Below are 14,207 nucleotides of genomic sequence, written 5' to 3'. Positions count from 1 at the left end.
TTATACCACACTCTCCGCAAAATTGCAAAGAAAAAGCAGACCGCATTTTTTGTGCAGTCTGCCTGTTTTTATGATATATACTCTTTATTCAGCAATTAGTGCAGGTTGGTATAGCCCATGAGGAATTCATCCACTTCCCGTGCGGCTTCTCTGCCCTCACGAATTGCCCATACCACCAGAGACTGGCCACGGTGCATGTCACCGGCTGTGAACACACGATCCACATTGGTGCGGTAATGCCCTGCCTCCGTTGCAACATTGGTGCGAGGCGTCAGTTCTACGCCGAAAGCATCTGTGACATATGCCTGTGCTCCCAGGAATCCAGCTGCGATCAGTACCAGATCTGCATCCAGGATCTGCTCACTGCCTACAATTTCCTCCATGCGCATCCGTCCGGTTTTCGGATCATGCACCGACTGAAGCTTGATGGTCTCCACCGCACGGACATGGTTCTTGTCGTCCTTGATGAAGCGCTTTACTGTGGTCTGATAGATCCGGGGATCATGACCAAAGACAGCGATTGCCTCCTCCTGACCATAGTCTGTCTTGCAGACACGGGGCCACTCCGGCCAGGAGTTGTTTTCTGCACGGCTGTCCGGCAGCTTCGGCATCATTTCCAGCTGTACCACGGATTTGCAGCCGTGACGAATGGCTGTGCCGACACAGTCGTTACCCGTATCGCCGCCGCCGATGACGATGACATTTTTATACTTAGCACTGATATAGTAACCATCTGACAGGTTGGAATTGATCAGACTCTTTGTGGTCGCTTTCAGGAAATCCACTGCATAGTAGATGCCATCTGCATCCCGTCCCTCTGCTGTGATATTCCGGGGATTGGAAGAACCGCACGCCAGGACAACTGCATCATATTCTTTCAACAGCTGCGCAGCGGTGATATCTTTTCCCACGTCCACGCCTGTGCGGAACTCCACGCCTTCGGCTTCCATCATATCCACACGGCGCTGTACCACAGTTTTTTCCAGCTTCATATTGGGGATACCATACATCAGCAAGCCGCCCACACGGTCTTCCCGTTCAAATACAGTAACATGATGTCCACGCTTATTCAGCTGCAATGCAGCTGCCAGACCTGATGGGCCAGAGCCGACAATAGCAACACGCTTTCCTGTGCGTACCTTGGGCGGATTGGGCTTGATGTGTCCGCTGGCAAATGCTTTTTCAATAATGGCATATTCATTTTCCTTGACTGTCACCGGATCGTCATAGAGACCGCAGGTACATGCTTTTTCGCAGAGTGCCGGGCAGACACGGGAGGTGAATTCCGGGAAGCAGTTTGTCAGCAGCAGACGATCCGCTGCTTCATCCCAGAAGCCCTTGTATACCAGATCATTCCACTCCGGGCACAGATTGTTCAGCGGACATCCAGAAACCATGCCAAAGATCGGCTTTCCTGCCTGACAGAACGGAACGCCGCATTCCATACAGCGTGCACCCTGCTTCTGACGCTCTTCGTCCGAAAGGGGCGTGTGGAATTCACGATAGGTCTTGATTCGTTCCAGCGGCTCCTGTCCCGCATTTTCGACTCTCTCATATTCGAGAAATCCAGTTGATTTTCCCATGATCGTTCCTCCTGTTAATTTCTCGTATTGGCATAGAATGCCTCGATCTGTGCTTCTTCCCGGCTCATGCCCTCTGCCTGGAACACTGCAATGCTGTCCAGCATCTTTGCATAATCATGCGGTACGATCTTCTTGAACTGGGGCAGATAACCCTCGAAGTCCGCCAGAATCTCCTTGCCAAGTGCCGAATCTGTCCATGCCACATGCTCTTCAATGAGACCACGAAGCTGTGCGATATCCCCCGGTCTTGTGACGCTGCTGAAACCAACGAGTGACTTGTTCAGCTTGGTGTACAGGTCGTTTTCCCGATCCAGAACATAGGCAATACCGCCGCTCATACCAGCTGCAAAGTTCTTGCCCACTTCGCCCAGGATTACTGCGCAGCCGCCGGTCATATATTCGCAGCCATGCTCGCCCACTCCTTCAACAACAACGGAGGCGCCGGAATTTCTGACGCAGAAGCGCTCACCGGCAACGCCGTTGATGAACGCCTTACCGCTGGTTGCACCGAAGAGTGCCACATTACCGATAATGATATTTTCATCTTCCTTGAACTGGGAACCCTTGGGCGGGAACACTGCCAGCTTACCGCCGGAAAGTCCCTTTCCGAAGTAGTCATTGCTGTCACCTTCCAGTGCAAGAGTCAGACCCTTCGGAATAAATGCACCGAAGCTCTGTCCGCCTGCGCCGATACAATGTACCACATAGGTATCATCGTCCAGGGTGTTATAATATTTCCGGGTGATCTCTGCACCGAACAGCGTACCCAGTGCACGATTCAGGTTGCTGACATTGATGCTGATCTCCTTGTGCTTCTTCTTTGCCAGCGCTTCCTTCATCTCCGGAATGATCACGGTTTCATCAATGGTTTCGCCCAGCTTGAAATCGAATACATCTTCCGGTACAAAATGCATTTTTATATCACTTTCCGGATTTGCGTAAGGATTGGTCAGAATCCGGGACATGTCGATCTTGCTCTCACGGCTGCCTGCCGGGTACTGCTTCTGTACCAGCAGATCAGAACGACCAATGAGTTCGTCTACAGTGTGAATGCCCAATTTAGCCATATACTCCCGCATTTCCTGCGCAATAAACCGCATGAAGTTGATGACATATTCCGGCTTTCCGTGAAACCGTTTCCGCAGTTCCGGATTCTGAGTGGCAACACCTGCCGGACAGGTATCCAGATTGCAGACACGCATCATAACGCAGCCCATAGTTACCAGCGGTGCTGTCGCAAAGCCATATTCTTCTGCACCCAGCAGTGCAGCAATAACTACGTCACGACCGGTCATCATTTTACCGTCTGTTTCAATTACGACCTTGGAACGCAGATTGTTTTGGATCAGAGTCTGATGCGTTTCTGCCAGTCCCAGTTCCCAAGGCAGACCCGCATTGTGAATAGAGCTGCTGGGAGCTGCGCCAGTACCGCCGTCATAGCCGGAAATCAGGATGACACCTGCGCCTGCCTTTGCAACGCCGGCAGCAATGGTGCCAACACCGGCTTCAGATACCAGTTTTACGGAAATTCTCGCCTTTTTATTGGCGTTTTTCAGGTCATAGATGAGCTGCGCCAGATCCTCGATGGAGTAGATATCATGGTGCGGCGGCGGAGAGATCAGGGCAACACCCGGTGTAGAATGTCTTGTCTTTGCGATCCAGGGGTATACCTTCTTTGCCGGCAGATGACCGCCCTCGCCGGGCTTTGCACCCTGTGCCATCTTGATCTGAATTTCCTTTGCAGAAGTCAGATACTTGGATGTTACGCCGAACCGTCCGGATGCCACCTGCTTGATAGCAGAGCACTTATCGACTGCGCTGCCGGAAGTGACGATGCGCTCCAGATCTTCACCGCCCTCACCGCTATTGGATTTGCCGCCGATACGGTTCATGGCGATCGCCATACATTCATGAGCCTCCTGGGAAATAGAACCGTAGGACATCGCCCCCGTCTTGAAGCGGCGCATAATAGATTCGACGCTCTCTACCTCTTCCATGGGGATGCCGCCATCCTCTGCAAACTGGAAATCCAATGTGCTGCGGAGTGTCACATGCCGGTCTTCTGCATTGACACATGCAGAATACTGCTTGAACAGATTATAGTCATCCCGCCAGGTTGCCTGTTGAAGCAGATGGATGGTTTCCGGATTGTACAGATGATCCTCCTGGTTGCTGCGGGCTTTGTGCCAGCCTACACTGCGCAGTCCCTCATCCATGCCCAAATCGTTAGGATCAAATGCGTTCTCATGCATTTCCATGCTGCGCTTTGCAATATCATCCAAATCAATACCGCCCACACGGCTGACAGTATCCGGGAAGAATTCCTGCATCACGCTTTCGCTGATGCCCAGTGCCTCAAAGATCTTGGATCCCTGATAGGACTGGATGGTGGAAATACCCATCTTCGATGCGATCTTAACGATACCAGAAACGACTGCATCGATATATGCCATGCTTGCCTGGGAATAATCCTTATCCACCAAACCACGGTTGATCATATCGTACAGGGAATCCAGCGCCAAATACGGATTGACGGCACTTGCACCGAAGCCCAGAAGCGTTGCAAAATGATGCACTTCACAAGGCTCTGCTGTCTCAATAATGAGAGAGATAGCGGTGTTCTTTCGCGTCTTGACCAGGTAGGTCTCCAGCGCTGCAACTGCCAGCAGTGACGGGATTGCCAGGTGATCCCGGTCTACACCACGGTCAGTCAGGATCAAGATAGTAGCACCGTTTGCATGGGCTGCCTCTGCCTGCACATATAGATGTTCAATGGCATCGTGCAGAGGTACATCCTTGGTATAGAGCATAGAAATATCAGCAGTTTTCAAGCCTTCAATCTTCATATCACGGATCTTCATGAGATCCAGATTGGTCAGAATGGGGTTATTCACTTTCAGAACACGACAGTTGCGCTCATCTTCTTCCAGAATATTACCAGCAACACCCAGATATACTGTTGTATCCGTGATTACCGATTCCCGGATGGAGTCAATCGGCGGATTGGTTACCTGTGCGAACAGCTGCTTGAAATAATCGAACAGAGGCGGATTTTTTCTGGACATTGCCGGAATGGGTGTATCTGTACCCATCGCAGAGGTCGGCTCGCCGCCATTCAGTGCCATGGGCACCATCACATGATACAGAGAATCATAATCATAGCCAAAAGCACGCTGGAGGCACAGCAATTCTTTTCCGCCATGACGGAAGGGACGCTTGTTGGGAATGGTCAGTTCCCGCAGCTCAAACAAATTATGATCCAGCCACTCGCCGTAGGGCTGACGCTTTGCATAGTAATTTTTCAGGGTATCATCATCAATGAGCTTGCCCTGCACTGTATCCACCAAGAGCATTTTACCTGGATGGAGACGTTCTTTCTTGATGATCTTCTCTGCCGGGATATCATCCAGTGCGCCGACCTCAGAGGAAAGGATCAGATAGCCGTCATCTGTGACATAATACCGGGACGGACGCAGACCATTTCGGTCGAGCACTGCACCCATCACATCGCCATCTGTGAAAATAATAGAAGCAGGACCGTCCCAGGGTTCCATCATAGTTGCATAATACTGATAAAACGCACGCTTTTCCCGACTCATGGTAGGGATATGCTGCCACGGCTCAGGGATAGTCATCATTACCGCCAGAGGCAGATCCATACCAGACATGGTCATAAATTCCAGAGTATTATCCAAACGTGCCGAGTCGGAACCAGTTACATCCAGCATAGGCAGGATGTCATTCATGCGGTCATCCAGAGCTTTACAGTGGAGGATGGATTCTCGGCTGAGCATTTTATCCACGTTACCTGTAATGGTATTGATCTCACCATTATGTACCATCATGCGGTTCGGATGAGAACGCTGCCAGCTAGGGTTGGTGTTAGTACTGAAACGAGAGTGAACGATACCGATTGCAGAATGATAATCCGGACTGTTCAGATCATCATAAAACAGACGAAGCTGATTTACCAGGAACATACCTTTATATACAATGGTACGGCTGGAGCAGGAAACCACATAGGTCTCCTTATTCCGCTTTTCAAAGACCATCCGGGCAATATAGAGCTTCCGGTCGAATTCCAGACCCTTGGCGCAGTCCTCTGGCTTTTTGATGAATGCCTGCATAATATGAGGCATACTATCCAATGCCTTTGTACCCAGTACGTCCGGGTTTACCGGTACTTCACGCCATCCGAGGAATTCCAACTTTTCTTCTTTCAGTACATCCTCGAAGGTCTGTATAGCCTTCTGATACTTTTCCTCCGACTGAGGGAAGAAAAACATACCGATACCATATTCCCGCTTATCTCCGATGGGAATACCAGCTTCTTTTGCTACCTTTGAAAAATAGGTATGCGAGATCTGGAGCAGAATGCCGACGCCATCGCCAGTCTTACCCTCGGCATCCTTACCAGCTCTATGCTCCAGCGTTTCTACAATACGCAGTGCGCTGTCAACAACTTTGCGGTCAGTTTCGCCGCTCATATTAACAACTGCACCGATACCGCAATTTTCATGTTCAAAACGTGGATCATACAGACCATTCTTTGCGAATGGTTCCTGTGTTCTGTAATTATCCATGGTCACTTCTCCCTTGCTTTGATTTCGTGTATCCTGCACTTCGGCAGGATATCACAGCCGCAAAAAACAAAAAAGCGCCTACAGAACAGAAACTGAACAGTTCCATTCTGTAAGCGCCATTGCTTCTTTCTATAACAGACTCATATCACGAGCCTTTTGATTAATTTTATTATAGCGTATTCCGACAAGTTTGTCAATAGGGAAATTGGATTTTTTTCGAATGAAATAAGATTATTCTCGATTTTATTTTTTTAATAATAAGAATTTGAGCTGTATTTTTTTGAAAACGTCAGTACCGGAATACTTTTGAAAGTTTCTCTGTCAGAAACTGAATATAAATAAGAACCTGCCTTTGCAAAAAATGTGCTCGAAGTTTCGAATATAGTTTTGATAAGAACAAGTTCTTATTCTACCTGAAGTTCGACCGCATCCTCATAAGTTATACCGTTTAGCACAAATCTTACGCTAATGGTCGTTTTGCCAGGAGAAATAGCCGTATAGCTGCCATTATTTCCCACACTGACACATGCCGGATTACTGCTGTGCCACTCCACATCAGCTTGCCCCGCAGCATCATATGCAATACCCAGCGTTCCACGATCTTGTGCATGAAGAATAGAGGTAGGATAGCTAGTGATCGTAATATACGGCTGATTCACCGTCACCGTACAGTTGACATAATATGTCATGCCCAACGTGACTGTTGCCGTCAATGTCACATTGTCTCCTGCTGCTTTTGCGACATAATTGCCGTTATTGTCGATCTGTACAATGCCTGAATCAGAAGATTTCCATTTTACATCCGCTACACCTGGCACGCCACTCAGGGGAATGGTTCCACTTTCGCCAGGATATAAGCTTAAATTCGGCGGAGAAGCAATGGACAGTGCAGTTACCGTCACTTCGCACTGACTATGATAGGATGTTCCATTGGCATCTGTCACAGTTGCAGTAATGACTGCATTTCCCTGTGCACTGGCTTTCACGATACCGTCATTGCCGCATGTGGCAACTCCCGGATTATTAGAAGAAAATTGTACCTTTGCACCGGAAAGATTTGTGCTTGCAGTCAATGTTGCTGTTTGTCCGGCATAGAGTGACAACGACTGCTGACTCAGACTGAGCGACGGTTTTTGTACCGTCACAGTACAAGAATCGCTGTAAGAACTCCCTTTATAAGTCATGAAGACAGTAATGACAGCATCGCCGCCTGTAAGCGCTTTGATATTGCCATTGCCGTCCACAGAAACGCATCCCGGATTGCTGGATTTCCAGCTGACAGATTCTCCCGACGGCGAAACTGTACAGGAAAGTTTCACCGTTTCACCTACATTCAGTACACGCCCTGGAGCGCTGAGGGATACACTTCCGGTAATGTGTTCCTGAACGCTGACACTGCACTCTGCCTTATAAGTAGTTCCCTGGTATGTCATAGAAGCAGTGATCACAGCAGAACCTGCGCCATGTGCCACGACAGCTCCATCTGCAACACTGGCAACGCTGCTGTTAGAGCTGGACCATGTCACTGTGCCTCCCGTAGAATTCACCGCAGACAAACGGTAGGTATCTCCTACCGCCAGACTCAGACTGGATGCACTGATGGAAATATCGGTGCCCAGTACTGTGATGCCATAAGAAGTACTCAGTCCCTCATAAGTCACGCTAACCTGCTTTTCACCGCTTCTGCTCAGATCACAGCTTGCCTGGAAACCGCTGGAGATCATCTCAGTCAGCCGATTACTATATACTACCATAAGTCTCAGACCGCTTGTATTCAACGTTTCCCCAGTATAATATGTCAGCTTTGAGGGATAGGCAGAAATCGTAATGGATTCCACCTCTGGTTTTTTTACAGTCACCTGAAATGCCGCTGTCTTTCCGCCGCTGTTTGTTTTGGCGGTAATGACAGCCGTTCCTTCTGCAACAGCTTTTACCAAACCGTTTTCGCTGACAGATGCCACAGTGGGATTGCTGGATGACCAGTTTACCACTTTGTCGCTGGCATTCTCCGGCTGAATGACAGAAATAAGCTGGAAGGAGTCTCCTGCTGTCATGGTACGAGTGCTTTCGTTCAGCGTGATCCCCGTAGGCATGACAGACGCTTTTCCGATGCTGACCACCAATACGATCTTATCGCCGGACAATTTCTTCTGACCGGCTTCAGGAATCTGCGATATCACACAATCCTTCGGCACGGTATCGCTGTAAGCTGTATGTACTGTATAAGTCAGATGGCTTTCCGTCAACGCCTTGATTGCTTCCTCTTTTGTTTTACCGACCACATTGGGAATCGTCACGGGTTCCTTGCCCTTGCTGATCACAAGCTTTACCGTTTCCCCTTGCTGCAAGGTTTCTGCTGCTTCGGGGGATTGAGAAATGACCATGCCATGCGTTACAATATCGCTATATGCCGTCTCTATTTTTACTTTAAAACCCTGATCTTCCAGCATAGATTCCGCCACTGCCTGAGAACGGTTCAACACATCCGGCACAGCTGCCGTTGCACTGCCCATGCTGACAGTCAGTGTAACAACGCCAGAAGATACCACAGAAACGCCGGCAGGCGGCATCTGTGAGATGACAACACCGCTTTCCACTTCATCACTGTAAGCTTCGCTGACTGCAACCCTGAGATCCTGTTTTCCCAAAGTCTGTGATGCTTTCTTTTGTTCCATACCAGTCACATCCGGGATCTCCACGATCTCCGCATCCGGCTCAGCATTGACTGTCAGTACGACCACATCACCCGGCATCGCCGCTTCACCCGATTTCAGATCCTGTGCCAAAACGATTCCGGATTCCTTATCCTGCTCCATATCATAGCCAATTGTCACCACAAGTCCCAGCTTCAGCAGAGTCTCCCGTGCTTTTTCCTGGGGCATCCCCAACACATCCGGCATGGTAAACGCTGCACAGCCGGAGCTGACCGTCAATGATACCGGTGCATTCAGTTCGCTTTCCTCTCCCGGTTCGGGACTCTGCGCAATGACAAGTCCTTGTTCATACAGTTCACTGCTTTCATAAATCACTTCTGAAACCGTCAAGCCCTGATTCCGCAGAGTCTCTGTTGCGTCTTCTTCAGTCTGGCAGAAAACATTTTCTACCCGAATGGTCTGTCCGCCCTTAGAAACCATTACCTCAACTGTATTTTGATTCATAAGCTTCTGTTTTGGCAGCAGACTCTGATACAGAATGGCATCCTCTGCCACCGTATCACTGTATTCCCGAGAAGTCACAGCGATCTGCATTCCGCATTGTTCCATGGCTTCCACTGCCTCAGAAAAGGTCTTGTCCGACAAATCAGGCATTTCTATCATCTGTGTTTCAGTCTCTTCGTCCGGGTTAGTACCTTGAGAGACGGTCAGTGTCACGATTTCCCCCAGGTCATATTCAGATCCTGGATCAATATCCTGAGAGATCACAGCACCCTCTGCAATAACCGAACTATACACCTCTTCTGTATTGACAGAATAACCTGCCTGTTCCAGTTCACTGATCGCCATTTCTTCATACATGCCTGTCACATTGGGAACCAGATTATTTTCCACACCGGTACTGATCTCCATGCCCACTACAGTATTTTGCAGCACATAAGAGCCGCTGCCCTTATTCTGGCTCATGACGATTTGCTCCGGCACAATAGTGGAGGACTGTGCACCGATCACTCTTGCCAGAAGTACGCTGGAACTGAGCTTATCCGCACCATCGTCCAGCTTAGAGTTGATGACAGCCGGTACACGCACCATTTCTGTCGGGATATCAGCAGATTCATACTGTACATGAAGCATGGTGCCAACAACACCCAGTGCCACTGCACCTGCCGCAACAGTCGGCAGACCGATCTTCGCCCAGAGAGGCCACTTCAAAAAGTCCACACGCTTGATCTTTCCCAGACGGCGAAAAGGCTTTGTTTCCGCAGTCAATTCCGCCAGAAAAGTTTCCATATCTGGTGTCCGGTCTTCGATCCGCACATTCAGAGCATTCATCAGTGCAATCTGTTGGATCTCCGTCAGATCTGTTTCAAAAGTATTGATATCTTTCAAAGGATCTTTCTTCTTGTTTTCACAATATACCCGGCGTTCTAATGCATCTGGCGGCGTAATACCCGTAATTGCTTTATAAATGGTAGCAGCAATAGCATAAACGTCAGTATAAGCCCCTTGTTCTCCCCGGCTGCGATACTGCTCCTCTGGAGAATAGCCTTCTTTGATAATGACCGTCAAACTCCGGCTATGGGATGTTGTAGCATATCGTGCCGCACCAAAGTCAATAAGCTTTGCTTCGCCATCCTCCGTGACCATGATATTATCCGGTGCAATGTCCCGGTGTACAATACCACTTTTATGTACCGCCTCCAGAGAATACATGACTGGCATCAGCAGCGACAACACCTCCTGTGCAGGAAGCGTTCCGCTGCGCCTGATCTTTTCCGCAAGGGTTTCTCCCTCCAGATATTCCATGACGATATAGGCGGTGTTATTCTCCATAAAACTGTCATAGACCTTGACGATACCTGTTTCATGGCTGAATTTTGCCAAGCGCTTTGCCTCATCCACAAAACGCTCCATACCCTGCTGAAACTGCTCCGCCTTATTGCCATTATAGACGCTGACCGCAGTTTGTCCTACCATACGAGTGGAAAATTCGCTGGGAAGATATTCCTTTATTGCTACCTTGACAGACAAGATCGGATCCCAGCCGATGTATGTCACACCAAATCCGCCGAACCCCAGTACTTTTCCGATGGTATAGCGTTCCCGCAGAATTGACCCCGGCTCCATATGCAATGGTTCTTCTACCGGCGTATTCTCCACGTAACCGCAGTGAGGACAAACGGTAAACTCTTTTCCATAAGACCGAAAGCACCCCAGACACTGCTTTTCTTCCTTGCCTTGCTTCATCCTCTCACTCCTTTATGTATAGTATACCGCTAGTGATTTTCTCTGGCACTGACGAAAAAATTTCTTGATAAACGGAACAGTAATGCTCCAATGCTGTCTGATGCAGCGGCATTGTACTGCTCTGATTCTGCACCATGAGTGTCTCTTGTCCCTCTTCAGAAAGCATATAAGAGAGCATCTGTCCTGCCGCCTTTTTCTCTGCATTGCTGCCCCCGGAAATACTCCAGGTAAAATCGAACTGACATGGAATTCCATCTGCTGCAGCTTCTGCATCCACCGGAATAACTACTGACTGTCCCGGAATGGAAGAAATGATAGGGAGATAGTCTGCACTGTCGGAAAAATAATACGTCGTACTGCGTTCCAGAAAAGCAGATGCATCCATGGTTTCTGTCAGGACTGCATCCGGGAAAAGTCTGTAAAAAACTTCGCTGTCCGCAGACTGCACAACAGCATCCAGAACGGAATATGTTTCGCTGCTATTCTGCAAATACATTTCCTGTCCCGAGACCGATAACAGAGAAGTGCCATCCTCCGGAAATGTATCTTCGCACAGGCTCTGATTCACATAGAGTACCGGCATACGGAAACCCAGAGGAATTTTCTTTTCCTCTGATGTATATGCCCTGATCTCTTTTGAAAAATTACATTCCACAAGGGTATCCGCATCCAGCTTTCCTGTCAGATCCACGCAGTCCGCACAGAATTCTTCAGACAGATCTGTACTCTCAAACAATATGGGAACAGCAGCGTTTTCCTCCCGGTGTTCCAGCATTTCCTGCATTTCTACAGCACTTTTACCCATTACTTCCACTTCTATCTGGGGATAGAATTCCTGAAATTGCTCCGCCACAGATTCCATTGCATCCTGCTTCGCTGCATCCAAAGTGCTGACACCAGTTTTTTGATAACAAACAGTGACAGATGCAGCAGGAAGATACTGGTTCCAGAAGCGCACACCCAGAACAGACGCCGCAGTACAGACCACAACACCGCATCCAACAATGGTCACAAAACGGCGGCATTTCCGGCGTTTCTGATCCACCTCCGGAGAATGCACTTTTTTCTGCTGAAGCAGCGCTTTTTCCATGTCTCCGATGGATTGAAACCGCAGGACCGGATTCATTGCCATAGCCTTCATGACTACATTGCTCAGGTATTCCGGGATCTTTGGATCCAATACATGAGGAGGCTGTACGGTATCCTCAATAGCACGGTTTGTGGACTCATCCGGTTTTATGCCAGTCAGCATCATATACATCATAGCACCCAATGCATAAATATCTGTCCAAGGACCCTGGGTATTGACCTTATTATACTGCTCCACAGGTGCAAAACCCGGTTTTACAACAACTGTCATTTTCCGATCCTCATCCAGAGAAAACCGAGCTGCGCCAAAGTCAAACAGCTTGATATTGCCGTCCGGAGAGACCATAATATTATCCGGTGCAATGTCACGATGAATAATTCCCTTTTTGTGAATATCTTTCAGTGCATGGCAGATCATCTCCACCAGATGCACAGTTTCTGCCACAGACAGTTTTCCATCGTGTGCCTTCAAGTAGTCATCCAGACAGATACCGTCCAGATATTCCATGACGATATAGGCAGTATTGTTTTCCTCGAAATATTCATAGACATTGACAATATTGGGATGAGAACTGAACTGCGCCATATTCTGGGCCTCTTCAATAAACCGGGTAAAGCCAAATTCATACTGTTTCTTCCGTTTTCCGGCAAATAATATCACATCCGACGTTCCCGGTACACGATTGACGATACCGCTAGGATAATACTCTTTGATGGCAACAGTGATCTCAAACTTCGTGTCCCACGCCAGATAAGTGATACCAAATCCACCATGACCAATTCCCATCCCCACAATATACCGATCCGCAAGCTTCATACCCGGCTGGAGATAAAATAACTCCTTTGCACTTCCGCCCTCGACATAGCCGCAGTGAGGACAGATCTCATAGACATCCTCATATTCATGAAAACAATTGTTACAACGCTTCTGCATGTTTCATACCCCTCATAGAAAGATCACGCTTCTTTGAACGAATCCCATGTAAAGTTTTCATTGCAGAACGGAATAAAAAGCAATTCGCATTCGCCCAGCTGGATCTTATCGTAGGCATGCAGCGTCTCGTATTCCAGGATCAGATCATCGTTGAGATAGGTCAATCCCTTACTTTCCCCTGCTTGCAAAATAAAGATTCGTTTTTTCGGCTCATAGATCAAAATAGCATGGGTATTCCGGGAAATACTGTCCTCATCCTCCAGGGAAATATCCATCATGGGAGAACGGCCGATGAGATTCTTTCCAGCAATCAGATTAAAACTCTGACCAAAATAAGCACCCTTTATGCAGACAAGCCACCCTACCACCGGTTCATCATCGCTAAGGTCGCTGTAAATGGCAATGGTCTTTGAAGAATCTGCCTGTTTTTCTCGCACAGGTGTTTTCACCTGAGAAATCGGCGTAACCGGCTGTTCCTGAGAAGCCGGCTCTACCGGGATCTCAGGCTGCGGTGCTGCAGGTTTCGGCTGTTCCGCTGGAGCAGATATATTCTGTACTGGTGTGGACTCTGTACCATGGCGTGTCACTGCTTTTTTTGCATTCATAGGCATCGACGCTGCCGGCTGTACCGGTGTCGGCGCAGGTTCCTCTTCCTCAAAATCCATCAGTGCAATGGTATGATTCACCTGATTATATGGATTTGGTGCAGCTCCGCTTCCAGGAATACCGGATGGTGTCTGCGGTACATTTGGCTTGTCCTTGTGAAATCCGAAGCCAAACAGCGGCTTCTTCTGCTTTTCTTTTTTTCCTTTTTTCCCGGAAGGAGCCGCTGTGGGCATTACTGGCTGAGGTGCTGTGGATGCAGCACTAGCAGATGCACCGCAGTGCGGACACTGTTCATATTTCATCGCATCAAAAAAATGCCCATTGGCACAGCGAAGCACCTTGTTTTGCTGAGGCGTCGGCGTACCAGCAGCCTGAGGCGGAAGAGGCTTTCCGCAGTTTGTACAGAATACACTACCATCCTGGATCAGCGCCTGACAATACTGACAATACATATGAATCTCTCCTAGTATAATAATGATATAGTCAAAAGACGGTTCTGAGATAGACAACC

5 protein-coding genes are annotated in these 14,207 nt (G+C 48.6%); all 5 read right to left on the bottom strand.

Features of this window, described 5'->3' with window-relative positions; all coding sequences use genetic code 11:
• Nucleotides 1–95 precede the first annotated feature (95 nt).
• Entirely contained in the window at nucleotides 96–1,583 is a 1,488-nt protein-coding gene (locus tag QZ375_RS02865; protein WP_295214959.1) for a glutamate synthase subunit beta, read from the bottom strand.
• Nucleotides 1,584–1,597: 14 nt separating this feature from the next.
• Nucleotides 1,598–6,166, bottom strand: coding sequence for a glutamate synthase large subunit (gene gltB, locus QZ375_RS02860; RefSeq protein WP_295214956.1), 4,569 nt, complete (start codon nucleotides 6,164–6,166; stop codon nucleotides 1,598–1,600).
• A 404-nt stretch (nucleotides 6,167–6,570) separates the two neighbouring features.
• Nucleotides 6,571–11,067: a PASTA domain-containing protein gene (locus QZ375_RS02855; RefSeq protein WP_295214953.1), complete on the bottom strand. Its 4,497-nt coding sequence runs from the start codon at nucleotides 11,065–11,067 to the stop codon at nucleotides 6,571–6,573.
• 4 nt (nucleotides 11,068–11,071) lie between these two features.
• Nucleotides 11,072–13,090 (bottom strand): serine/threonine-protein kinase, encoded by a 2,019-nt coding sequence (locus tag QZ375_RS02850; protein ID WP_295214949.1) that lies wholly within the window; start codon nucleotides 13,088–13,090, stop codon nucleotides 11,072–11,074.
• Between the two features lie 23 nt (nucleotides 13,091–13,113).
• The coding region (locus tag QZ375_RS02845) for a zinc-ribbon domain-containing protein (protein WP_295214946.1) at nucleotides 13,114–14,207 on the bottom strand (1,094 nt) is incomplete at its 5' end.

It is taken from the genome of Ruminococcus sp., from assembly GCF_019417665.1.
GTDB lineage: Bacteria > Bacillota > Clostridia > Oscillospirales > Ruminococcaceae > Ruminococcus_C.
The sequence above is the reverse complement of the archived record's forward strand: the minus strand, read 5'-3'. Positions and strand labels throughout refer to the sequence as shown.

Bases quoted from the DNA above. Each gene is read 5' to 3' on its own strand.
- gltB (WP_295214956.1), bottom strand. From the start codon at position 6,166: ATGGATAATTACAGAACACAGGAACCATTCGCAAAGAATGGTCTGTAT.
- QZ375_RS02850 (WP_295214949.1), bottom strand. From the start codon at position 13,090: ATGCAGAAGCGTTGTAACAATTGTTTTCATGAATATGAGGATGTCTAT.
- QZ375_RS02865 (WP_295214959.1), bottom strand. From the start codon at position 1,583: ATGGGAAAATCAACTGGATTTCTCGAATATGAGAGAGTCGAAAATGCG.
- QZ375_RS02855 (WP_295214953.1), bottom strand. From the start codon at position 11,067: ATGAAGCAAGGCAAGGAAGAAAAGCAGTGTCTGGGGTGCTTTCGGTCT.